Raw genomic sequence first — 22,688 nt, 5'->3', positions numbered from 1 at the left:
AGTAAAAACGGCAGGAACGGACAGGTGACGGACAATGGGGGCGGGAGAACGCTCCCGAGAACAGTCCTCACTGCACGGAAGGTGACCCAATGGGGTTCCTGGACAACCTGAAGGCCAAGCTGGGTCCGGCCAAGGACAAGGTCGGCGACCTCGCGCAGCAGCACGGGGGCAAGATCGAGCAGGGCCTCGACAAGGCCGCGCGCACGGTCGACCAGAAGACCAAGGGCAAGTACAGCGACAAGATCGATTCGGGTACGCGCAAGGCCAAGGAGGCCGTGGACAAGCTGGGGCAGAAGGACGGCGGCACTCCGCCTCCGCCGCCGCCCGCCTCCTGACGCGGTGGCAGTACCCCGGCGGCGGGTACGGAGCCGAGTGCTCCGTACCCGCCGCCGGTCTGTTCAGGACCAGGCGGCGACGGTGTAGCCCACGCCGTACGGGGCGCCCTCGTACAGCAGCCGTCCGGCGAGCCCGGCGTCCCGCGCGGCGCCGCCGAGCAGCTGCCAGGGGGCCCGTCCGGCCGCCTTGAGCTCGTGGGCGAGCGTGGCGTCGAGCGCCGCGAGGGCGTCGAGGTCGGCGGAGCCGAGCGCTTCGGTGGCCCCCGCGTCGAACGCGGCGGCCCGCTCGTCGAGGTAGCCGGGCGCCTTGAGGGTGCGGCAGGCGCTGCCGTCGCCCATCACCAGGAGCGCGACCCGCTCGGCCCGTCCGGCGAGGGCCCGCCCGGCCGACGCGCACTCCTCGGCGGCCTCCCGCTCGGCCACGGCGAGCCCTTCGACGGGCGCGCCCGTCCACCGGGCCCGGCCCAGCAGCCACGCGCCCACGGTGAGGGACTGCGGCAGCGGCCGGTCCGGGACCGCCGCGTCCCGCGGTGCGTCGCCGAGCGTCACATCGAGGTCCACGCCGACGCCCCGGAAGGTGCCGTGCGCTCCCGCCGGGTAGCGCCCGGCGGAGCGGTCGTCGCCCGGTCCCACCACGACGAGCAGGTCCGGGCGCGAGGCGGCGAGCACCCCCACGGCGTCGAGGCACGCGTCCCGCGCGGCGTCGAGCTCGGCGGAGGCCCCGGCGGCGACCTCGGGCACCAGGAGCGGCGGACAGGGGCACACGGCGGCGGCGACAAGCATGCCGGTCAGCGTACTTGCCGGGGGTGCCGGCCGGGCCCGGAGCGCCGGCCGATGCCGGGCCCGGGGCCGTCAGCCGATGCCGCAGGCCGGGGCCGCGGCGGCCGGGAGCGGGTCCGGGGCGCCGATTCCGGGGAGGCCGAGCATCACTCCGGCGGGCTTGGCGGCCGCCTCGGTGGTGCGCTTCTCCCAGGCGTCGCCCGCGCGGGTGGACCGTACGGCGAGCGGAGTGCCCTCGGCGAGCAGGTGGTGCGGGGCGGCGTAGGTGATCTCGACGGTCACCACGTCACCGGGGCGCACGGCCTTCTCGGGCTGCGTGAAGTGGACCAGCCGGTTGTCGGGGGCACGGCCGGAGAGGCGCTGGGTGGCGCCGTCCTTGCGGCCCTCGCCCTCCGCGACCATGACGTCCAGGGTGCGGCCGACCTGCTTCTTGTTCTCGTCCCAGGAGATCTGCTCCTGGAGGGCGGACAGGCGCATGTAACGCTCCTGGACGACCTCCTTGGGGATCTGACCGTCCATGTCGGCGGCGGGGGTGCCGGGGCGCTTGGAGTACTGGAAGGTGAACGCGTTGGCGAACCGCGCCTCGCGGACGGCGTGCATCGTCTGCTCGAAGTCCTCCTCGGTCTCGCCGGGGAAGCCCACGATGATGTCCGTGGAGATGGCGGCGTCCGGCATCGCGGCGCGCACCTTCTCGATGATTCCCAGGAAGCGCTCCTGACGGTAGGAGCGGCGCATCGCCTTCAGGATGGTGTCCGATCCCGACTGCATCGGCATGTGGAGCTGCGGCATCACATTGGGCGTCTCGGCCATGGCGGCGATGACGTCGTCGGTGAAGTCGCGGGGGTGCGGCGAGGTGAAGCGGACGCGCTCCAGGCCCTCGATCTTTCCGCAGGCGCGCAGCAGCTTCGAGAAGGCCTCGCGGTCGCCGATGTCGGAGCCGTACGCGTTCACGTTCTGGCCGAGCAGGGTGATCTCGGAGACGCCCTCGGCCACCAGGGCCTCGATCTCGGCCAGGATGTCGCCGGTGCGGCGGTCCTTCTCCTTGCCGCGCAGGGCCGGGACGATGCAGAACGTGCAGGTGTTGTTGCAGCCGACGGAGATGGAGACCCAGGCGGCGTAGGCGGACTCGCGGCGGGTGGGGAGCGTGGAGGGGAAGGCCTCCAGCGATTCGGCGATCTCGATCTGCGCCTCCTCCTGGACGCGGGCGCGCTCCAGGAGGACCGGCAGTTTGCCGATGTTGTGGGTGCCGAAGACGACGTCGACCCAGGGGGCCCGCTTGACGATGGTGTCGCGGTCCTTCTGCGCGAGACAGCCGCCGACGGCGATCTGCATCCCGGGGCGCTTGGTCTTCATGGGCGCGAGGCGGCCGAGGTTCCCGTACAGCTTGTTGTCGGCGTTCTCGCGCACCGCGCAGGTGTTGAAGACGACGACGTCGGCGTCGCCGTCGGAACCCTCGGGCGCCCGGACGTAACCGGCGCCCTCCAGGAGACCCGACAGCCGTTCGGAGTCGTGGACGTTCATCTGGCACCCGTAGGTGCGCACCTCGTAGCTCTTCTGGACGTCCACTGCTTCGCTCCGGTTGCCGCTGCTCATGGGACAAGGGTAGGCGGTTGCCGGGCAGGCCCCTCCCGTAGCCTTCCGCAACCTCGTGCCGCCCCTCCCCTGGGCCGTCCGCTGTGGGCCGGGCCTCACGGGGAAGCCTGGCCAGGGGGGTGGGTGAGCTGGCAGGATCGCGCGCATGTTCCACGCTCTGTCCCGATTCGGCCGCCGGCGCACCCTGCAGACGGGCGCCGTCCTCGCCATCGTGCTCGGGCTGCTCGCGTGGTGGCTCCAGCCCCAGGGGGACGACGGTGACCCGAGCGGGTCGCTCACCTTCTCCACCGGGGTGCCCAGCGGCGTCTACCAGCGGTACGGGGAGCGGCTGGAGGGCGCGCTCGCCAAGGACATGCCGGAGGTGTCCATACGGCTGCGGACCAGCGAGGGGTCGCAGCAGAACCTCGCCCGGGTGGCGACCGGCGAGGCGGACTTCACCATCGCCACCGCCGACGCCGTGGCGACCTATCTGCGGGACGGGCGGCCGGGGGCCCAGCGGCTGCGCGGCTGCGTCCGGCTGTACGACGACTACGTCCAGCTGGTCGTGCCCCGCGACTCCGACATCCGCACCCCTTCCGACCTGCGGGGCAAGCGGGTGGGCGTCGGCCAGCAGGGCTCCGGGGTGCGGCTGGTCGCGGACCGGCTGCTGGCGGCGGCGGGGCTCGATCCGGCCGAGGACATCACACCGGTGCCGGTGGGCATCGACACCATGCCCGTACGGCTGACCCAGGGCCGGCTCGACGCCTTCTTCTGGTCGGGCGGGCTGCCGACCGCGGCCGTGCAGGAGCTGTCGCATCGCTTCGACATCCGGCTGGTGCCGCTGGAGGCGGCCCTGGTCGCGAAGTTGCAGGCGGCGACCGGCCCCACCCGCTTCTACCGGTCGGCGATGATGCCCGCCGACGCCTATCCGGAGGCCCAGCAGGGTCAGTCGGTGCCCACGGTCGCCGTCGCCAATCTGCTCGTCACGACCGACCGGACGGACGCGGCGATGACCGAGGCCTTCACCCGGACGGTGATCAACAGCCGGGACCGGATCGGCCGCGAGGTCCACGCGGCGCAGCTGGTGGATCTGCGGACGGCGATCTACACGGATCCGCTGGATGTGCACGACGGGGCGAAGGACTACTACCGCTCGGTGAAGCCGTGAGCGCTCCTCGGCGAGGGCGCGAGGCTTCCTGACGCGGGACTGCCGGCTCAGCCGCCCGGCCGTTCGCGGGGCAGTGAGACCGTCACCCGCAGGCCGTGCGGTGGGTGGTGCTCGTACGCGATCGAACCGCCGCCCGCCGCGAGCAGCACCCGGGAGATGGAGAGGCCCAGGCCCGATCCGCTGACGTTCTGGTGGCGGGTGCTGCGCCAGAAGCGGTCCCCGACGCGCTCCAGCTCCGCCTCGGTGAGGCCGGGGCCCCGGTCGGCGACGACGACGGTCGCCGCGACGGCTCCGGCGGCGACGGTGACGGTGACGTCCTCTCCTGCCGGGGTGAACTTCAGGGCGTTGTCGATCACCGCGTCCAGGGCGCTGGAGAGCGCGATGGGGTCGGCCCAGGCGGTGGCCGCCGGGGCCCCGTCCAGGGTGAGGGCCACCCCTTCCCGCTCCGCCATCGGCCGCCAGGAGGCGACCCGTTCGGCGGTGAGCGGGACGATGTCGATCAGCTGGAGGTCCGCCTCGGCGTGCTCGGCCAGCGCGAGGTCCAGGAGATCGTCGAGGACCCGGGCCAGCCGCTTGCCCTCGGTGCGCACGGCCGCGATCTCCTCGCTGCCCTCGGGCAGTTCGAGGGCGAGGAGCTCGATGCGCAGCAGCAGGGCGGCGAGCGGGTTGCGCAGCTGGTGCGAGGCGTCGGCGACAAAGGCGCGCTGCTGCTCCAGCACGTCCTCGACGTTGTCCGCCATCTCGTTGAAGGAGCGCGCCAGGCGTCGGAGCTCCGGCGGCCCGGCGGAGGCGGCGACCCGGGAGCGCATGCGGCCGCCGGCGATGTCGTGGGTGGCCGCGTCCAGGGTCCGCACCGGCAGCAGGACCCAGCCGGTGAGCCGGACGGCCGCGCCGACCGCCACCAGCAGGGCCAGCGCCTCGCCGAGGCCGATGAACAGCCAGGTCCGCAGGGTCCGCGACCGCATCTCGCCGGTGGGCGAGTCGATGACGACCACGGCGACCACATCGCCGTCGCGCACCACGGGCGAGGCGACGACGACCCGGCCGTCGCGCCAGGGCCAGACCTGCGGCGGGTCGTGCGAGCGGCGGCCCAACAGCGCCTCGTCGAAAGCCGTACGCCCCTCGCCCTCGGCGGGCAGGCTCCAGAAGCTGGGCGCCTTGGCCAGGGCCCGGTCGTCCCGGAAGAAGACGCCGGCGCGGATGTCGTACACCGAGGTGTAGACCTCCAGGTCGGTCTGGAGGGTGCGGCGGCGCTCCTCGCTGTCCGGGGAGGTGTCGGTGATGGCCTGTGCCAGGGCGGCGAACCGTGCGGTGTCGTCGATCCGGTCGATCACCAGACGCTGCTGTTCGGCCGCCGCCACACTGACCGCGAGCGGCAGGCCGAGGGTGAGCAGAACGGCGGCCATCAGGACGATGAGCAGCGGGAGCAGACGGGAGCGCACCGGGGAAACGTACCCGCCGGTTACGCGGACGGCGCGACGAGCCGGTAGCCGACGCCCCGTACGGTCTCGATCAGGGCGGGCAGCCGCAGTTTGGAGCGCAGGGAGGCGACATGGACTTCCAGCGTGCGCCCGGTGCCCTCCCAGCTGGTGCGCCAGACCTCGCTGATGATCTGTTCGCGGCGGAAGACGACGCCGGGACGCTGGGCGAGGAGCGCCAGCAGGTCGAACTCCTTGCGGGTGAGCTGGACTTCCTCGCCGTCGACGCTGACCCGGCGGGTCGGCAGCTCGATGGCGACCGACCCGAGCCGCAGGGCGGCGACGGGGGTCGGCGCGGTGTCCTCGCCGCTGGTGGTGCGCCGGGCGACCGCGTGGATACGGGCGAGCAGTTCGCCGGTGTCGTACGGCTTGGTGACGTAGTCGTCGGCGCCCAGGTTGAGTCCGTGGATGCGCGAGCGCACGTCGGCGCGGGCGGTGACCATGATCACGGGGGTGGCGGTGCGCTTGCGGATCTTTCCGCACACCTCGTAGCCGTCCTGGTCGGGCAGGCCGAGGTCGAGGAGGATCACCCCGAAGGGCTCCTTCTCGGCGGGCAGCAGCGCGCGCAGGGCCTCCTCGCCGTTGCGGGCGTGCACGACCTGGAATCCGTGCCGGGCGAGCACGGCGGACAGGGCCGCCGCGACATGGTCGTCGTCCTCGACGAGCAGCAGTCTCATGGCCCTCCTCTCCGCGTCTCCCGGGGCCGAACGGCTCCTCGGGTTCCTTCGCGCCACCGTTGCACGGTGTCACCAGGTGTTATCTCACGTTTCACGCCGCTTCACCCGGAAGATCGTCTGCGAGACCTTCCGTTCATCGACGCTTCGCGTCTTCCTTGCTCAAGGCATCCACGCCGATGAGCGGCACACCAGTCAAGAGCCTGCCGGTTACAGCAGGGTTTCCGTTATGCACCCGGTACGCCCCGGGGCGGCGCGTGACGTCCCGTTCACGCGGAGTGTCCGGTTGCCGCCGGATCGTTATGCTCAATTTCCGCTCAGATGTAATGACGTTGGTCGCACTGCGTCATTAGTGTCCTGCTTCAACCGAGGAGGACGGAGCAAGAAGCCGATGAGCGGAGTTTCAGTGACCAAGGACGCCGAGGATGCCGCGCCCGCGGCGAACGACCTGGTCGTACTGAGCAACGTCAACAAGCACTTCGGCGCGCTGCATGTGCTCCAGGACATCGACCTGACCATCGCCCGTGGCGAGGTCGTGGTCGTCATCGGGCCTTCCGGGTCCGGCAAGTCCACGCTGTGCCGCACGATCAATCGCTTGGAGACGATCGATTCGGGAGCGATCTCGATCGACGGCAAGCCCCTGCCCCAGGAGGGCAAGGAGCTGGCGAGGCTGCGCGCCGACGTGGGCATGGTCTTCCAGTCGTTCAATCTCTTCGCACACAAGACGGTGCTGGAGAACGTCATGCTGGGCCAGGTCAAGGTCCGCAAGGCCGACAAGAAGGCGGCGGAGGAGAAGGCCAGGACACTGCTCGACCGGGTGGGCGTCGGCGTACAGGCCGACAAGTACCCGGCGCAGCTCTCCGGTGGCCAGCAGCAACGCGTCGCGATCGCACGGGCGTTGGCGATGGACCCGAAGGTCATGCTCTTCGACGAGCCCACGTCGGCTCTCGACCCGGAGATGATCAACGAGGTCCTCGAGGTCATGCAGCAGCTGGCCCGGGACGGGATGACGATGATCGTCGTCACCCATGAGATGGGCTTCGCCCGTTCCGCCGCCAACCGCGTCGTGTTCATGGCCGACGGGAAGATCGTCGAAGAGGCGACCCCCGAGCAGTTCTTCAGCAATCCGCGCAGCGACCGGGCCAAGGACTTCCTGTCGAAGATCCTTCACCACTGACGACAACGACCTACGAACTTAAGGATTGTTCACATGAAGCTCCGTAAGTCCGCCGCCGTCGCGGCCATCGCCGTCCTCGCCCTGACCGCCACCGCGTGTGGTGGCAAGGAGGGCTCCGCCGGTGACAAACCGGGCGGCACGAAGCCGGGTTCCTCCGAGGCCCCCGCGCTGCCCACGTACACCGTGGCCAAGGACGTCGCCCTGGACTCCCCGGTCTTCAAGAAGGCCAAGGAGCGCGGCAAGCTGGTTCTCGGCGCCAAGGCCGACCAGCCGTTCCTCGGCTTCGAGGACCAGTCGACCAAGGAGCGCTCGGGCTTCGACATCGAGATCGCCAAGATGGTCGCGGCCGACCTCGGCTTCTCCGACAAGCAGATCGAGTGGAAGACCGTCGACTCCGGCGTCCGTGAGACGGCCATCTCCAAGGGCCAGGTCGACTACTACGTCGGCACCTACACGATCAACGACGAGCGCAAGAAGCAGGTCGGCTTCGCCGGTCCGTACTACAAGGCCGGTGCGGCCCTCCTGGTGCGCAAGGACGACAAGTCGATCACCGGCAAGGAGTCGGTGAAGGGCAAGAAGGTCTGCTCGATCGTCGGCTCCACGCCGCTCCAGGAGATCAAGAAGCCGGAGTACGGCGCGAGCGTCGTCGAGCTGGCCAAGTACTCCGACTGCGTGCAGCAGCTGCTGACCAAGCAGATCGACGCCGTCACCACGGACGACTCGATCCTCAAGGGCTACGCCGCCGCCAACTCCGGCAAGCTCCAGGTCGTCGGCGAGCCGTTCACCGACGAGCCCTACGGCATCGGCCTGAACAAGGACGACAAGGTCCTCCGCGAGGCCATCAGCAAGTCGCTGGAGGAGCGCGTCAAGGACGGCACGTACAAGAAGATCTACGAGGCCACGCTGGGCCTGTCCGGTTCGGAGTACGTCGACCCGCCGGCCATCGAGCGCTACTGACGCCGTCGGGCGCCCGGCACCGCCGGGCGCCCGAGCGCCGACACCCGTCACGACGCCCCGCGAGTGACCCAGGCGTCCCGTACGCCGCCGCCGTGGCCCTCTCCCCGGGGCCGACGGGCGTACGGGGCGCCCCTTCCCCTGCCCTGATGCCGCTGACCGCCGACGCGGAGACCTCATGAACGTACTGCTCGACAATTTCCCAGAGTTCCGCGACGGCTTCATAGGAACCGTGTCGATCACCGCCGTCAGCTCGGTTATCGCCCTGGTCCTCGGTGTGCTCATCGCCGGATTCCGGGTCTCGCCGGTGCCGCCGCTGCGGTACTTCGGCACCGCCTGGGTGACGCTGATGCGCAACACCCCGCTGACGCTGCTCTTCCTGATCTTCTTCTTCGTCGTGCCCGAGATCCTCTTCCCGGGGATGAGCCCGTTCGTCCTCGGTTCGCTGGCGCTCGGCTTCTACACCTCGTCGTTCGTGTGCGAGGCGGTCCGCTCCGGCATCAACACCGTGCCGCTGGGACAGGCCGAGGCCGCGCGCTCGATCGGTATGACGTTCGCCCAGACGCTCCAGATCGTGGTGCTCCCCCAAGCGACCCGGACCGTGATCCCGCCGCTGAGCAGCATCTTCATCGCGCTCACCAAGAACTCCGCGATCGCCGGGGCCTTCAGCGTCGCCGAACTGTTCGGCTGGCAGAAGCTGATGAGCGACAAGGGTTACGACATCGTCCCCGTCTTCATCTGGGTGGCCCTCGGCTATCTGGTCGTCACGTTTACCATCAGCGGCCTCTTCCGGCTGCTGGAGCGTCGCATGGAGGTCGCCCGATGAGCGCCAGCGTTCTCTACGACGCCCCGGGTCCCAAGGCCGTCGTCCGCAACCGGATCTACGCCGTCGTCGGCACCCTCGCCATCGCGGCGCTGATCGGCGCCAGCATCGTGCGGCTCGCCGACAAGGGGCACCTCGCCCCCGAGATGTGGGACATCTTCAACTACGCGGGCATCCGGCAGAACATCGCCGACGCCCTGATCGCCACGCTCAAGGCGTTCGGTCTCGCCGCGATCGGCTCGCTGGTCCTCGGTGTGCTCCTGGTGGTGGGCCGGCTCTCCGACCACAAGCCGATCCGCTGGGCGGCGACCACCTTCATCGAGCTGTTCCGCTCGCTGCCGCTGCTGATCACCATCTACGCCATCTGGGTCGGCTTCCTCACCGACTACTCGATGTGGGCGCTCGCGGCGGGCCTGTCCGTCTACAACGGCTGCGTCCAGGCCGAGGTGCTGCGGGCCGGCATCAACTCGGTGCCCAAGGGGCAGAGCGAGGCGGCGTACGCGCTCGGCATGAGCAAGACGCAGGTCATGGTCAGCGTCCTGATGCCGCAGGCCGTCCGGTCCATGCTGCCGACGATCATCGGTCAGCTCGTGGTGACCCTCAAGGACACCTCGCTCGGCTTCATCATCCTGTACCCGGAGCTGCTCCAGACCGCGCGTCTGATCGCCTCCAACACCCAGGTGAACGGCCAGTACCCGTACGTCTCCACGATCGTCGTGATCGGCACGATCTACATCGCGATGTGTCTGCTGCTCTCGGCGCTGGCGACCTGGATCGAGAAGCGCGGCCGCCGCGCCAAGACCGGCATCAAGGTGGCGCCCGGCGCCCCGGCCGCCGGCATCCCCGCGGTGGACGCCGTGCCCGGCCCGGACCTGGGGGGCGCAGGGGGCGCAGGCCCCACGGACGGCGGTGCCGGTGGGGCCGGAGTGACGAAGGGCTGACCACCCCGGGGTCCTGCCGACCCCTCCCGGCAGGAGCATTCGAGGCAGCGGCGCACGCGTCGCTGCCTCGGTCACTTGACGCAAGCACCACCAGTGGGTTGCATACGTTCTGTGATCACGCACCCGGCTTCCTATGCCACGTTCCGCATGACCGTACGGGCCGGAGGGTACGCGCCGTGGACCCGGTGATCGTCGTCGGCGCCGGGCCCGTCGGCCTGACGCTGTCGCTGGCCCTCGCCGCCCAGGGCGTCCCCTCGGTCGTTCTCGACGAGGGCCCCGGCGCCGAGGAGCCCCGTCCCGCCCGCACGGTCGTGCTGCGCGAGGACACCGCCGACCTGGTCGGCCGCCTGGGCTGCCGGGAGCTGGACCGCGTCGGGCTGCGCTGGGCCGGGTGGCGTTCGATGCGCCGGAAGCAGCTGGTCCGGGACGTGCCGCTGAGCGGGGGCCGCGGGCACGAGGAGGCCGAGGAACCGCTCCCCGGGCTCCTTCCCTCGCCGCTCCATGTTCCGCAGCACGCGCTGAGCGGCGCGCTGCGTGCGGCGGTGGACAAGGCGCCGCTGGTCCAGCTGGTGCCGATGAGCCGGATCGACACGCTGGAGCAGGACCCCGACGGCATCACGGTGCACACCCGGGAGCCGGGATCGACCTGGTGGCGCGGGAGTTATCTGGTCGGCTGCGACGGCGCCCGGTCGACCGTGCGCAAGCTGCTGGACATCCGGTTCCCCGGCCGTACGGCGGTGGAGCGGCACGCCGTCGCCGCACTCCGGGCCGAACTGCCCTGGCCGGACGAGGCCGTGTCGCACCGGCAGCCTCCCTGGCGGACCGGGGGCGCCGAGATCTCCGCCCGGCCGCTGCCGGACGGCGTCTGGCGGCTGGACTGGCTGCTGCCGCCGCGCGGCGAACTGGTCACCCCCGAAGCCCTGATCACCCGCATCCGGGACACGCTGGCCGGCTGGTGCGGCGAGACCCCGGCGTACGAACTGCTGGACACCGGCGTCCATACGCTCCACCACCGGCTCGCCCGGCGCTGGCGCAAGCAACGCGCCTTCCTGGCCGGGGACGCGGCGCACCTGCTCGGCGCGCTGGGCACGCAGGGGCTCGACGAGGGTCTCCGGGACGCCGAGAACCTGGCCTGGAAGCTGGCCCACGCCTGGCACCACGGCCCGGCCGAGCACCTGCTCGACAGCTACCAGGCGGAGCGCCGGGCCGCGGTGGCCGCCCGGCTGCGCGCCGCCGACCAGTCGCTGCCGATACTGCGCGGCGGAGGCGGCCTGCGGACCCTGGTCCCGGGCGCCGCGCGCGGTCACGACACCCTGCTCTCCGACGGCCATCTGGGCTGTGGAGCCCTCGGTGCGCCCCCTTCGTACTCGCACTCCCCCCTTGCGCCTCCGCACGCCGAGGCGCACACCGTCGTCGGTACGCCCCCCGGTGCGCCGGTCACCGATGTGACGGTGACGGCGCCGGACGGAACGACGGGGCGGCTGCGGGAGCGGCTCGGGCAGGGCAAGCCGCTGGTGATCCTGGTCGCACCGGGGACCGGCGTCTGGGACCGGCGGCACTGGCGGACCGCGGGCGTCATGCCCCGCCTCACGGACGCCGTCGCGGCGCTCCCGGGGCCCACGGAGCTGCTGGTGACCGAGAGCTATCCGGGGGCCTCGGCCCACACCGTGCTGCTGGTCAGGCCCGACGGGCATCTGGTGGCGGCCTTCGGCGGCGTACGGCCCGCGGAGCTGTACACCGCGGCACAGGCCGCGCTGGGTGGTGCGCCGCGCGGTACGCGGGAGCCCGCGGGACCGGAGGACGGCGAGGGCGAGCGGAGCGCGGACCACGAGCGGCCGCCCCGGGCACGGGTGCACGCCGACGGGACCGCCGCGATCACCTGACCGATTGACCGCCACAGGCGCGCATGGTGTACTCCAGATCATGACCGACACCGATGTGCGCCTGTGGCGGAGGGTCCATATGGACCTCGTCCGTTACGCGGGCTGCGTGTGTCGCCCGTCCTGCTGAATCGCTTCCCTCTGCCGATCCGTGCCGCCTTTCCGCACGGCCGGGCTCCCATGCGAACTCTCAGGACGGTCCTCGTGTCTTCCCCTCACTCCGCCGTGCCCACGGCTGTCTCCGTTCCTTCCCCTTCCGCCCCGGTGGCCGCCACCGCGTCCGCCCCTGCCGGGTCCTCCGCCACCGGGTCCTCCGCCGCCGCGCCGACGGTCGCGGAGCTGATGGATTTCGTCCGCGACACCGCCCGGGACGAGGCCCTCATCGCCTCGCTCCCCCTCGATCCGGAGGGCCGCACCTGGATCCGGCTCGACGGGCCGGGCGGCAGCGAGGCGTGGCTGATCGGCTGGCCGCCGGGCACCGGCACGGGCTGGCACGATCACGCCGACTCGTTCGGCGCGTTCACCACCGCGTCGGGCGCCCTCAAGGAGCACTCGCTGGCCGTGCGGCTGCCCACCGACGGCTGGAAGACGCTGGAGCTGACGGAGGGGGTGGACCGGTCGAGGGTGCTGGCGACCGGTCAGGGCCGGGCGTTCGGTCAGAACCACGTCCACGAGGTCCTCAACGAGTCCACCGACGCCCACGCGGTCTCCGTCCACGCCTACTACCCTCCGCTGCCGCGGATCCGCCGGTTCAGCCGCACCGGTGCGGTGCTCCGTCTGGAGCAGACCGAGCGCCCGGGGGACTGGCAGTGAGCGCGGACCGGAACGCCGCGGTGCGAAGGGTTTCGGCACCGGTGGGCACTGCTCCGGTGGGCATCGACGAGCTGCTGGAGCGGGTCCGGGCCGGCTACGACCGGATCGGCCCGCCGGAGGCCGCCGCGGCGGCGGAGGCCGGGGCCCTGCTGGTGGACATCCGGTACGCGGCCCTCCGCGACCGGGACGGACTGATCCCGGGCGCGCTGGTCGTCGAACGCAATGAGCTGGAGTGGCGGCTCGACCCCCAGGGCAGCCACCGCGCCGCCGAGGCGGTCGGCCACGACCTCCGGATCGTCGTCATCTGCAACGAGGGTTACGCCTCCAGCCTCGCGGTCGCCTCGCTGCGGCAGCTGGGCCTGCACCGGGCCACCGACCTGATCGGCGGCTTCCAGGCGTGGCGGGCCGCGGGACTTCCGGTCACCTCCGTCTGACACCGGCACCTGATACCTGTGGTCCGACACCCGTGGCCCGACACCTGAGCTCGGGTGTCGGGCCACGGGTGTCGCACACCCGAACGCCACGTTCCACTGGAGCAATCGCCGTGCGTAACCGACATTCGCCTCACACAAGAGGTCCGAAATGTACGGAGATGACGCACTCATGGCGATCGCTGTCCTCACCCCGGAACAGCTCGACGACCAGGCCTCCCGGCTGCACGACACCCAGGCGTGGCAGCAGATCGTCACGGGGTGGGAGTACACCGCCCCCGAGCCCCCGCTCGCCCCCGCGAGTCCGGCGGAACCTTCGCCCCCGGGCCCCTTCGACTGGCGGAGCCTGCTGTCCGTGCCCGTGGACCGGCTCGTCGGCGACACGCTGCGGACGCTGCCCGCCCCGCCTCCGGACGAGCGCCCGCTGCCCGGGCGGCTGGGTGCGATGCTGCCCGACCGCGTCCACCTCTGGCGTCGGGTCGGGCAGGGCGACCTGCGCCCCTCGACCCAGCTCGGCTACGCACGGCAGATCCTCGCCGAGTGGGGCTGGCAGAACACCCCGTACCGGCTGCGGAACGCCCGTGGCGCACGCTGCGTCTGCGGCGCCCTGATCTCGGCGCACCGCCTCGGCTACGGCTCCCTCGACACCGTGGACCGGGCCGGCGCCTGGCTGATCACGGAGCTGCGTGCGCAGGGGTGGCCCGGGCTGATCGGCCCCTGGAACCGCGTGCCGGGCCGCACCGCGGCGGACGCGCTGGCCCTCGTCGACGGGGCCGCCCGCCTCGCGGCCCTGGCCGGACAGTAACCACCGGACAGGAGCTCCCGTCAGAAGGGCTCGTCCAGGCCTTCCGTGTCCTCGCCCTCCTCCTCCAGCGCCTGCCGCACCACCCGCAGGGCCATGCCCTCCCCGTACCCCTTGCGTGCGAGCATCCCCGCCAGCCGGCGCAGCCGCTTGTCACGGTCCAGGCCCCGCGTGGAGCGGAGCTTGCGGGCCACGAGCTCGCGAGCCGTCTCCTCCTCCTGATCCGCGTCGAGCTGTCCGACCGCCTCGTCGATCACGGCGGAGTCCACGCCCTTCGTCCGCAGCTCACGGACGAGGGCACGGCGCGCGAGCCCCCGGCCGTGGTGCCGGGACTCCACCCATGCCCCGGCGAACGCCGCGTCGTCGATCAGCCCGACGTCCTCGAAGCGCGCGAGCACTTCCTCGGCCGCCTCGTCCGGGATCTCCCGCTTGCGCAGGGCGTCCGCGAGCTGCTTGCGCGTACGCGGTGTCCCGGTGAGCAGGCGCAGACAGATGGCGCGCGCCTGCTCGACCGGGTCTCGCGGCTCCCCCTTCTCGGCCCTCGACGAGGAAGGGGAGCCGCTGCTTCTGGTACCGGAGCGGGCACGGCGGCCCGCCCCTTCGCCGAATCCGCTCCGGGCGCCCGCTCCACCGCGTGAGCGGCGCCCGGACCGCGCCCCGACGTCGTCCGCTGCCGCCCCCCGCGCGGCGGCGGACGTGTCGGTGGGCCCGTAACCGGATCCGGGATCGCCGCCGGGCTCGGCAGGGCTGCCCGGCCACTCCGTACGACGTGTCACGGCCTAGCTCTTGGCCGCCGCGGTCTTGGCCGGCTTGGCCTTGGCGGCCGCGGTGGTCGCCGGCTTCGCCGCCCCGTCGGCCGCCGGTGCCGCGGTCGCGGCGGCGTCCGCGGCGGGCTCGCCCGTCCCGTCGTCCGGACGGACGCCGACACCCAGCTTCTCCAGGATCTTCTTCTCGATCTCGTTGGCGAGGTCGGGGTTGTCCTTGAGGAAGTTGCGGGCGTTCTCCTTGCCCTGGCCGAGCTGGTCGCCCTCGTACGTGTACCAGGCGCCGGCCTTGCGGACGAAGCCGTGCTCCACGCCCATGTCGATCAGTCCGCCCTCGCGGCTGATGCCCTGGCCGTAGAGGATGTCGAACTCCGCCTGCTTGAACGGCGGCGCGACCTTGTTCTTGACGACCTTGACGCGGGTGCGGTTGCCGACCGCGTCGGTCCCGTCCTTCAGCGTCTCGATACGCCGGATGTCCAGACGCACCGAGGCGTAGAACTTCAGCGCCCGGCCACCGGTGGTGGTCTCCGGGGAGCCGAACATCACGCCGATCTTCTCGCGCAGCTGGTTGATGAAGATCGCGGTGGTCTTGGACTGGTTGAGCGCGCTGGTGATCTTGCGGAGCGCCTGGCTCATCAGGCGGGCCTGCAGACCCACGTGCGAGTCGCCCATCTCGCCCTCGATCTCCGCACGGGGCACCAGGGCCGCCACGGAGTCGATGACGATCAGGTCCAGGGCGCCGGAGCGCACCAGCATGTCGACGATCTCCAGCGCCTGCTCACCGTTGTCCGGCTGGGACAGGATGAGGCTGTCGATGTCGACGCCGAGCTTCTTCGCGTACTCCGGGTCCAGCGCGTGCTCGGCGTCGATGAACGCCACCGAGCCGCCGAGCTTCTGCGCGTTCGCCACGGCGTGCAGCGTCAGCGTCGTCTTACCGGAGGACTCCGGTCCGTACACCTCCACCACACGGCCGCGCGGCAGACCGCCGACGCCGAGGGCGACGTCGAGGGCGGTCGATCCCGTGGGGATGACCTCGATGGGCTCGTTGGGCCGCTCGCCCAGGCGCATCACCGCGCCCTTGCCGAACTGTCGTTCAATCTGTGCGAGTGCGGCGTCCAGCGCCTTCTCGCGGTCGTTGCCTGCCATGGGTTCCACCCGATTTGCTTGAGTCGATCGCTTCACGTCACAGACGCTAACCCCTGCCACTGACAATGGGCCTCGACGTCCTCCCGGCCTGTGGACAACTCCACGGTCGGGCCCGGGAAAACCCGGCCGGAATCCCATCAGAATGGATGTTCGATTTTGGTGTCAAGCGCACCACGCTGACCTCACGCGCACTACCGGGCGGTTTCCAGGGCACGGTCGAGGGCCGCCCGGCCCGCAGGCCCCCATGTCGGCTTACCGCCGGGAAGGCCCCGGTCCCCGTTCCGGCCCACGAGCATGAGGACCAGGCCCTTCAGAACGGCCAGTCCGCGGGCGCGCCGGATCGTCCCCTCGTCCGCATGCGCGTAGGCGTCGAAGAACCGCGATGCGGTGCCCGCCGGAAGGATCACCCATGCGGCCGCCAGATCCCATGCCGGATCACCGGCGAACCGGTCGCCGAAGTCGATCACACCGGAGAGCGTCCCGTCCGAGACGACGACATTCGCCGGGTGCAGGTCACCGTGCACCCATACCGGCGGCCCCTCCCACGCGGGCGCCGCGACGGCATCGGCCCAGACGGCCCGGATCGCTTCGGCGATGTCGCCGGGGGCAACGGCCTCGAAGAGGCCGTCGAAGCCGTCCGTGCATCCGCTGGGATGGGCACCGCGGTCCGAGCTGATCGGCGCCCCGGCGGGCGCCTCCACATGGAGCGCCCGGAGGAAGCCCGCCAGGGCTTCGGCCGCGTGGTCGCCACGGCTGATGGAGGCGTGGTCCAGGGGCTCGCCGGGGACCCACGTCATGACGGTCCAGGGCTTCGGGAAGAGCGCGGACGGTTCACCGGTCCGCACGGGGTTCGGGACCGGGAGAGGCAGGCGCGGGGCCAGGACGGGCAGCCACCGCCGCTCCTTGCGCTGCAGATCGGGGGCGCGTTCGGTGCGCGGCATCCGTACGGCCAGCTCGTCCCCGATCCGCCACTGCTGGTTGTCCCAGCCGCCCGCCACTTCGCGGACGGCCAGCCCCGCAAGGTCCGGGTGCTGCTCCCGCAGCAGGTCCCGAACCAGCTCCGCGGTGATCTCGGCTCCGGCCTCGGCCTCGGTCCCGTTTTCGATCTCGGTCTCGGCATCGGTCATGCGCATGCACGGTACTGGAGCAGGAGGAGCGCCTCCCGGCCTGCCGTCGGCGCGCGACCACTAGCTTCTGGCCGCCGACGCTCGACAGCGCCTGCACACCTGAACGTATCGCCCTATATTCGATCGTTATGGGAGCGACCGCGGAACCCGGAACACCCCACGGAGGGCAGGCCCCCGCATCCGACCTGGCCGGCCGTGTGGCGCTCGTCGCCGGTGGTACCCGCGGGGCCGGCAGAGGCATTGCCGTCCAGCTCGGCGCCGCCGGTGCGACCGTGTACGTGACCGGGCGTACGAGCGGGTCCGAGCGCTCCGAGATGGACCGGCCCGAGACGATCGAGGAGACCGCGGCCCTGGTCGACGCGGCGGGTGGACGGGGTATCGCCGTCCAGGTCGACCACCTGGTGCCCGACCGGGTCAGGGCGCTCGTGGCCCGTATCGCGAGCGAGCAGGGGGCCCTGCACATCCTGGTGAACGACATCTGGGGCGCCGAGATCGAGTGGGACAAGCCGGTGTGGGGGTCGTCGCTCGACACCGGGCTGCACACCCTGCGGCTGGCCGTCGACACCCATGCCATCACCAGCCACTTCGCGCTGCCCCTGCTGATCGAGACTCCGGGCGGCCTGGTCGTCGAGATGACCGACGGGACGGACGAGTACAACGCGTCCCACTACCGCGTCTCGTTCTTCTACGACCTGGCCAAGGCCGCGGTGAACCGGATGGCCTTCGCCCTCGGCCATGAACTCGCACCGCACCGTGCGACGGCCGTGGCGCTCACCCCCGGCTGGCTCCGGTCCGAGGCCATGCTCCAGGCCCACGGGGTGACCGAGGCCACCTGGCGCGACGCCGTGGCGCACGCGCCCCACTTCGCGATCTCCGAGTCCCCCGCGTACGTCGGCCGCGCCGTGGCCGCCCTCGCCGGCGATCCCGAGGTGGCCCGCTGGAACGGCAGGTCGCTCTCCAGCGGGCAGCTCGCCCAGGTCTACGGCTTCACCGATGTGGACGGGGACCGGCCCGACGCCTGGCGTTATCTGACCGAGGTCCAGGACCCGGGCCTGCCGGCCGACGTGACGGGCTACCGCTGAGGCGACCCGACGTCACGGACCACCCCTGAGGCGCCCGCTGCGACCGGCTACTGCGGACGCGGGCCGTCCTCCGCTTCCCCGCGGCCGTTCAGCAGACGGCGTATCCGCGACGGCAACGGCCTCCGGGGAGCGCGGCTGCTTCCGCCGTGCACCCGTGGGTCGTCGGTGACGTCGTACCGCTTCACATAGGCGCCGAGGAACGCCTGGAGCGTGGCGACGGCGGGGATGGCGACCAGCGCGCCGACCGCACCGAGCAGGGCCGTGCCCGCGATGACCGAACCGAAGGCGACCGCCGGGTGGATGTCGACGGTCTTCGCGGTCAGCTTGGGCTGGAGCACGTAGTTCTCGAACTGTTGGTAGATCACCACGAACCCGAGCACCCACACCGCGTACCAGGGGTCGACCGTGAAGGCGATCAGCATGGGCAGGGCGCCCGCGAGATACGTGCCGATGGTGGGGATGAACTGCGAGACGAGTCCGACCCAGACCGCGAGCGCCGGGGCGTACGGCACCCCGAGGATCACCAGCAGGATGTAGTGCGCGACGCCGGAGATCAACGCCATCAGACCGCGCGAGTAGATGTACCCGCCGGTCTTGTCGACCGCGATCTCCCAGGCGCGCAGCACCTCGGTCTGCCGGGCCGGCGGCAGGACGGAGCACAGCGCGCGGCGGAGCCGGGGGCCGTCGGCCGCGAAGTAGAACGAGAACAGGAAGATCGTCAGCAGCCGGAACAGCCCGCCGATGACCGTGGTGGAGACGTCGAGCACGCCGGTGGCGCTGTTCTGGACGTACTTCTGCAACCAGTCGGAGTGCAGCAGGCTGTCCTGGACCTCGACCCGGGAGAGTTCGGTGTGGAAGGTCTGGTTGACCCAGTTGATCACCGAGTCGATGTACTTGGGGAACTCGTCGACCATGTCGACGATCTGGCCCGCGAGCATCGACCCCAGCAGCACCACGAACCCGACACCGAAGATCATCAGGCAGAGGAAGACGAGGAACGTGGCCAGCCCTCGGCGTATGCCACGATGCGCCATCCGCCCGACCGCGGGCTCGATGGCGAGCGCGAGGAAGAACGCGATCAGCACGTTCGTCAGCAGCCCGATGAGCTGGTCGAACGCCCAGCTGCTGAGCTGGAAGCAGGCGTAGAGCGCCAGGGCCAGCACCATCGCACGCGGCAGCCAGCCGGGCATACGGACCCCGCCGGCACCGGACGGCGGCGCGGGTGGCGCGGCCGGCGGGACGGGCGGGGAGTCGGACGGCTGGACCGGGACGGTCTCGTCTGTCGATGGCACGGGACAAGTCTGGCCCATGCCTCCGGCCGCCGGTCCCCCCGCCCCGAGTCGACCTCTCCTGTTCAGCGCCTGTCCGCCGGGACGTCCATGGCCGCGCAGACCCCGCGCCAGACGTCCTTGGCGTCCCAGCCCGCGTCCAGGGCCTGGTGCACCGTGCGGCCGCCGAGTTCGGCCATCACATGGTCACGGGCGAAGGAGTCCGCGTACGCCGCACCGAAGTGGTCGGCCATCCGCTCCCAGAAAATCGTCAACCGCATGCCACCAGTATCCCGCTCCTGAGAGTGCAGCCGGTCCGCCCGGCACATGCCGGGCGCCTTTCCCCTCTACGGTCGGTCCATGGCTGGAACCGGAGCAAACACCCTCGCCCGCGCCGAGCAGTTCATCTGGCTCACGGCCCGCGTCCTCGAACAGCGGAGGTTCGCCCATGGCTTCCTCGGCGGAGGTCCCGACGCCGTCGAGACGGCCCTCTCCGCCTATCTGAACGAGGACGGCGGCTACGGTCACGCGCTGGAACCCGACCTCCGGGGTCCGGTCAGCCAGCCGCTGCACACCGCTCACGCACTGAGCGTTCTTGACTCGATCGGCCGCTGCGACGGACAGCGCGTGGAGCGGATCTGTCGCTATCTGACCGATGTGTCAACCAAAGAAGGCGCACTGCCCGCTCTGCTGCCCACCCAGCGCGGCTATCCCGCCGCGCCGTTCATCCCGATCGTGGACGATCCGCCGGCGGAGCTGCTCGCGACCGGTCCGGTCGTCGGGCTGCTGCACGGCAATCAGGTGTGGCACGCCTGGCTGTTCCGGGCGACGGACTTCTGCTGGAGCGCCGTCGACGCCCTGGAACAGTCCCATCCTTACGAGGTCGAGGCCGCGATCGCCTTTCTGGACGGCGCTCCGGACCGGGCCCGCGCCGAGGCGGCGGCCGACCGGCTCGGCCGCCTGGTGCGCGAACAACGGCTCGCGGTGCTCGATCCCTCCCGGACGGCGGACTACCCGGTGGCGACGGGCTACGCCCCGGGTGAGCACCACTTCCCGCACGACTACGCCCGTACGCCCGGGTCGCTGGCCCGCCGCTGGTTCACGGACGAGGAGCTGGAGCGCTCGCTCGACCACCTGGCCGCCGAGCAGCAGGACGACGGCGGGTGGCCCGTGACCTGGCGCCGGTGGGCCCCGGGAACCGCGTTGGAAGGACGCCCCCTGGTGACGCTCAGAGCCTTGGAGACGCTCCGCTCGTACGGTCGCCCGCTCGGCTGACCACCGCGGAAGTACCCGGCCGGCGGTACGGGGCCGCTCGCTCAGGCCAGCGCGCGTACGACCGCCGTGACCAGGACGCCCGCACCGACGACCACCAGGAACGGAGCGCGCAGGACGAGGGCGAGCGCGGCCGCCGCGAGACCCGCGGCACGGGCGTCGAGGACGAGCTGCTGGCCGTCGCCGAAGGTCTGCTGCGCGGTGAGAGCCGCCAGCAGCGCCACGGGCAGCAGAGCGGCCATCCGCTGGACCAGCGGTCGCTCCAGCACGCCCGCGGGCACCAGCAGGCCCAGGAGCTTGGCGAGGTAGCAGCCCGCCACGGTCAGTCCGATGGCGATCCAGACGTTCATGAGCGCCGCCCGCCCTTCTTCCGCTGTGTCACCGCGTCGTCCTCGGTTTCCGGTCCCCGCTTCGCACGTCCCATCAGGAAGAGGACGACCGGCGCCGCGAGCGCCGACAGCAGTACGGGCACACCGGCCGGCAGGACGGGCAGCAGGGTCAGGGCCAGCAGAACGGCCACGCCCGCCGTGACGCGCTCGGTGGTGCTCTTGAGCATCGGCGCGAGGAGGGCGAGGAACACCGCGGGACTCGCCGCGTCCAGGCCCCACGCGTCGGTGTCGCCCAGCGCCTCGGCGCCCAGAGCGCCCACCAGGGTCGTGAGGTTCCAGAGCACGTACAGGGTGAGCCCGGTGACCGTGAAGCCGATGCGCGCGGCTCGCCGGGTGGGCTGCGGCAGGGTGACCGCGGTCGTCTCGTCGATGACCCAGTGGGCGGCGAAGGGGCGCACCGCGCGGGGAAGGGCGAGCAGCTGGGAGAGCCGCAGTCCGTAGAAGGCGTTCCGCACGCCCAGGAAGAACGCCCCGGCCGCCGCGGTGTAGGGGTTGCCGCCCGCGGCCAGGGCGCCGACCAGGGCGAACTGCGAGGCGCCGGTGAAGACGAGCAGACTCAGGACGCAGGTCTGGAGCAGGCTGAGGCCGGAGCCGGCGGAGGTGACGCCGAAGGCGAAGCCGGAGAGCCCGACGGCGATGCCGACACCGAGCGCGTCCCGCACGACCGCGGCGTCCGGCTTCTCCGGTCGGACCTCGGCCGCCGGGCCGGGCGGACCGGCGGATATGGCACCGGGCGCGCCGGTGCTCTCTGGGGGTGCTGTCTGTTCTGCCACGCCCGGAACGCTACGGGGATCGTTCGGGCCGGGTCTTGTACGTTCTTGCACACCCGCCGGCATGTTCTTGACCCCCACCGGCCACCGGTTTCCCACCCACCGGCGCCACCGGTTTCCCACCCACCGGCACCGGGCTTTCATCCACCGGGCCGCAGCACGCCGCGCTCGCGCTGGTAGGCGCCGGGCGGCACCCCCACGATCCGGGTGAAGTGGCGGTTGAGGTGCGGCTGGTCCGTGAAGCCGACGGCGGTCGCGGCCTCGGCGGGGGCGACGCCGGCGTCGAGCATGCGGCGGGCCCTGCGTACCCGGGCGTCGGTGAGCCAGGTGTGGGGCGGCATGCCGTACTCCTTCTTGAAGGCCCTCAGCAGCGCGAACGGGCCGGTTCCCAGCTCCGCGGCGAGCGCCTCCAGCGTGGGCGGGGCGGCCATGCGCTCCTCCAGCGCGGCACGGGCGCGTACGGCGTTCCGCGCGCTCCCGGCGTGCGTGGTCAGGCCGGGCAGCGGGCTGCCGTGCCGGCTGAGGAGCCGGGTGACCAGGACCCGCAGCAGGCTGTCGGCCGCCAGTGCGTTGCCCTCCTCCGCCGCCCGGTGCACCTCGGTGATCAGCCGGGACGCGTGGGGATCGGTCACCCGGCTCTCGGCGAAGCCGACCGTGCCGCGCAGGGACGTCACCTCGGCCGCGATGTCGTTGACGACCTGGGCCGACGGGTAGAGCGTGGCGTACGCCCAGCCCTCGGGCGCCCCGGAGCGGGCGGTGTGCGGCACCTCCGGGTTGATCATGACGACGGTGCCGGGGACCGCGTGGACGGTGCCGCCCGGCAGTCCCACGTCCTCCACCCCGCCGGTGACCGCACCGAAGACATAGCCCTCGTGGCTGTGCCGGGGGAAGGTGTGGCGGACGTACCGGGCGCGCAGCAGATCGAGGTCGGGCAGGGCGGCGTACTGCCAGTGCCGCGCCCATTCCGCCGTGCCGTCCGCTCCCGTCATGGGGACATTCTCGCAGGTCCCGGCCGTGTGCCGGGGCGTGAGCGGACGGTCGC

The 22,688-nt window shown here is 71.7% G+C and carries 25 protein-coding genes; 13 read left to right on the top strand and 12 right to left on the bottom strand.

Annotated features, from left to right (window positions below; genetic code table 11):
- Positions 1-89: 89 nt before the first annotated feature.
- Entirely contained in the window at positions 90-335 is a 246-nt protein-coding gene (locus tag KV381_RS28405; RefSeq protein ID WP_030080154.1) for an antitoxin, read from the top strand.
- Between the two features lie 63 nt (positions 336-398).
- Here KV381_RS28405 and KV381_RS28400 read toward each other — a convergent pair whose 3' ends face one another.
- Complete coding sequence (locus tag KV381_RS28400; RefSeq protein WP_030080156.1) at positions 399-1,118, bottom strand: class III extradiol dioxygenase subunit B-like domain-containing protein; 720 nt, start codon at positions 1,116-1,118, stop codon at positions 399-401.
- A gap of 69 nt (positions 1,119-1,187) precedes the next feature.
- Positions 1,188-2,708, bottom strand: a complete 1,521-nt coding sequence (miaB, locus tag KV381_RS28395) for a tRNA (N6-isopentenyl adenosine(37)-C2)-methylthiotransferase MiaB (protein ID WP_030633367.1) — start codon at positions 2,706-2,708, stop codon at positions 1,188-1,190.
- A gap of 145 nt (positions 2,709-2,853) precedes the next feature.
- On the opposite strand from miaB, the gene KV381_RS28390 reads away from it, so the two are divergent.
- Positions 2,854-3,855 (top strand): TAXI family TRAP transporter solute-binding subunit, encoded by a 1,002-nt coding sequence (locus KV381_RS28390; protein WP_218786659.1) that lies wholly within the window; start codon positions 2,854-2,856, stop codon positions 3,853-3,855.
- Positions 3,856-3,902: 47 nt separating this feature from the next.
- On the opposite strand, the gene KV381_RS28385 is transcribed toward KV381_RS28390, so the two are convergent.
- A complete protein-coding gene (locus KV381_RS28385; RefSeq protein ID WP_086778860.1) occupies positions 3,903-5,297 on the bottom strand; it encodes a HAMP domain-containing sensor histidine kinase in 1,395 nt (464 codons plus the stop codon).
- A 20-nt stretch (positions 5,298-5,317) separates the two neighbouring features.
- Positions 5,318-6,010: a response regulator transcription factor gene (locus tag KV381_RS28380; RefSeq protein ID WP_164617837.1), complete on the bottom strand. Its 693-nt coding sequence runs from the start codon at positions 6,008-6,010 to the stop codon at positions 5,318-5,320.
- Positions 6,011-6,398: 388 nt separating this feature from the next.
- On the opposite strand from KV381_RS28380, the gene KV381_RS28375 reads away from it, so the two are divergent.
- The 9 genes from KV381_RS28375 (at position 6,399) to KV381_RS28340 (ending at position 13,831) form a co-directional block, all read left to right on the top strand.
- Positions 6,399-7,184, top strand: coding sequence for an amino acid ABC transporter ATP-binding protein (locus tag KV381_RS28375; RefSeq protein WP_030080163.1), 786 nt, complete (start codon positions 6,399-6,401; stop codon positions 7,182-7,184).
- Positions 7,185-7,217: 33 nt separating this feature from the next.
- Positions 7,218-8,141 carry a glutamate ABC transporter substrate-binding protein gene (locus KV381_RS28370; RefSeq protein WP_030080165.1) on the top strand — a complete coding sequence of 308 codons (924 nt, stop codon included), beginning with the start codon at positions 7,218-7,220 and terminating at the stop codon, positions 8,139-8,141.
- Positions 8,142-8,316: 175 nt separating this feature from the next.
- The gene (locus tag KV381_RS28365; RefSeq protein ID WP_030080167.1) at positions 8,317-8,964 is read left to right on the top strand and encodes an amino acid ABC transporter permease; all 648 of its coding nucleotides are present in this window, start codon (positions 8,317-8,319) and stop codon (positions 8,962-8,964) included.
- On the top strand, positions 8,961-9,902 hold the full coding sequence (locus KV381_RS28360) for an amino acid ABC transporter permease (protein ID WP_030633374.1): 942 nt from the start codon (positions 8,961-8,963) through the stop codon (positions 9,900-9,902). Before KV381_RS28365 ends, KV381_RS28360 begins: the two co-directional genes overlap by 4 nt.
- Positions 9,903-10,078: 176 nt before the next feature.
- Entirely contained in the window at positions 10,079-11,785 is a 1,707-nt protein-coding gene (locus KV381_RS28355) for an FAD-dependent monooxygenase (protein ID WP_218786658.1), read from the top strand.
- A 40-nt stretch (positions 11,786-11,825) separates the two neighbouring features.
- Positions 11,826-11,912 carry a putative leader peptide gene (locus KV381_RS37130; protein ID WP_311605579.1) on the top strand — a complete coding sequence of 29 codons (87 nt, stop codon included), beginning with the start codon at positions 11,826-11,828 and terminating at the stop codon, positions 11,910-11,912.
- Positions 11,913-11,986: 74 nt separating this feature from the next.
- Complete coding sequence (locus KV381_RS28350) at positions 11,987-12,595, top strand: cysteine dioxygenase family protein (protein ID WP_218786657.1); 609 nt, start codon at positions 11,987-11,989, stop codon at positions 12,593-12,595.
- Positions 12,592-13,029, top strand: coding sequence for a rhodanese-like domain-containing protein (locus tag KV381_RS28345; protein WP_373461106.1), 438 nt, complete (start codon positions 12,592-12,594; stop codon positions 13,027-13,029). The genes KV381_RS28350 and KV381_RS28345 overlap by 4 nt, the downstream gene beginning before the upstream one ends.
- 169 nt (positions 13,030-13,198) lie before the next feature.
- Positions 13,199-13,831: a hypothetical protein gene (locus KV381_RS28340; RefSeq protein ID WP_218786656.1), complete on the top strand. Its 633-nt coding sequence runs from the start codon at positions 13,199-13,201 to the stop codon at positions 13,829-13,831.
- 20 nt (positions 13,832-13,851) lie between these two features.
- Here the strand turns inward: KV381_RS28340 and recX are convergent, their stop codons facing one another.
- The 3 genes from recX to KV381_RS28325 form a co-directional block, all read right to left on the bottom strand.
- On the bottom strand, positions 13,852-14,604 hold the full coding sequence (gene recX / locus KV381_RS28335; protein WP_218786655.1) for a recombination regulator RecX: 753 nt from the start codon (positions 14,602-14,604) through the stop codon (positions 13,852-13,854).
- A gap of 3 nt (positions 14,605-14,607) precedes the next feature.
- Complete coding sequence (gene recA / locus KV381_RS28330; protein ID WP_030080182.1) at positions 14,608-15,738, bottom strand: recombinase RecA; 1,131 nt, start codon at positions 15,736-15,738, stop codon at positions 14,608-14,610.
- A 191-nt stretch (positions 15,739-15,929) separates the two neighbouring features.
- Positions 15,930-16,865, bottom strand: a complete 936-nt coding sequence (locus KV381_RS28325; protein WP_218786654.1) for an aminoglycoside phosphotransferase family protein — start codon at positions 16,863-16,865, stop codon at positions 15,930-15,932.
- Positions 16,866-17,062: 197 nt separating this feature from the next.
- Here KV381_RS28325 and KV381_RS28320 point away from each other — a divergent pair, with 197 nt between their 5' ends.
- Entirely contained in the window at positions 17,063-17,947 is an 885-nt protein-coding gene (locus KV381_RS28320) for an SDR family oxidoreductase (RefSeq protein ID WP_249626292.1), read from the top strand.
- A gap of 47 nt (positions 17,948-17,994) precedes the next feature.
- Here KV381_RS28320 and KV381_RS28315 read toward each other — a convergent pair whose 3' ends face one another.
- The gene (locus KV381_RS28315; protein ID WP_098025132.1) at positions 17,995-19,137 is read right to left on the bottom strand and encodes an AI-2E family transporter; all 1,143 of its coding nucleotides are present in this window, start codon (positions 19,135-19,137) and stop codon (positions 17,995-17,997) included.
- A 164-nt stretch (positions 19,138-19,301) separates the two neighbouring features.
- Positions 19,302-19,496, bottom strand: a complete 195-nt coding sequence (locus KV381_RS28310; RefSeq protein ID WP_030080190.1) for a DUF3046 domain-containing protein — start codon at positions 19,494-19,496, stop codon at positions 19,302-19,304.
- A gap of 79 nt (positions 19,497-19,575) precedes the next feature.
- Here KV381_RS28310 and KV381_RS28305 point away from each other — a divergent pair, with 79 nt between their 5' ends.
- The gene (locus tag KV381_RS28305) at positions 19,576-20,490 is read left to right on the top strand and encodes a hypothetical protein (RefSeq protein ID WP_030080192.1); all 915 of its coding nucleotides are present in this window, start codon (positions 19,576-19,578) and stop codon (positions 20,488-20,490) included.
- 41 nt (positions 20,491-20,531) lie between these two features.
- Here the strand turns inward: KV381_RS28305 and KV381_RS28300 are convergent, their stop codons facing one another.
- The 3 genes from KV381_RS28300 to KV381_RS28290 form a co-directional block, all read right to left on the bottom strand.
- Positions 20,532-20,837 carry an AzlD domain-containing protein gene (locus KV381_RS28300; RefSeq protein ID WP_030633392.1) on the bottom strand — a complete coding sequence of 102 codons (306 nt, stop codon included), beginning with the start codon at positions 20,835-20,837 and terminating at the stop codon, positions 20,532-20,534.
- Positions 20,834-21,649, bottom strand: a complete 816-nt coding sequence (locus KV381_RS28295; RefSeq protein ID WP_030080196.1) for an AzlC family ABC transporter permease — start codon at positions 21,647-21,649, stop codon at positions 20,834-20,836. The genes KV381_RS28300 and KV381_RS28295 overlap by 4 nt, the downstream gene beginning before the upstream one ends.
- 137 nt (positions 21,650-21,786) lie before the next feature.
- Positions 21,787-22,635 (bottom strand): AraC family transcriptional regulator, encoded by an 849-nt coding sequence (locus KV381_RS28290; protein WP_030080198.1) that lies wholly within the window; start codon positions 22,633-22,635, stop codon positions 21,787-21,789.
- Positions 22,636-22,688 lie beyond the last annotated feature (53 nt).

This window comes from Streptomyces sp. WY228 (genome assembly GCF_019287315.1).
Lineage (GTDB): Bacteria > Actinomycetota > Actinomycetes > Streptomycetales > Streptomycetaceae > Streptomyces > Streptomyces caviscabies.
This window is presented reverse-complemented; position numbering and strand designations above follow the sequence as displayed.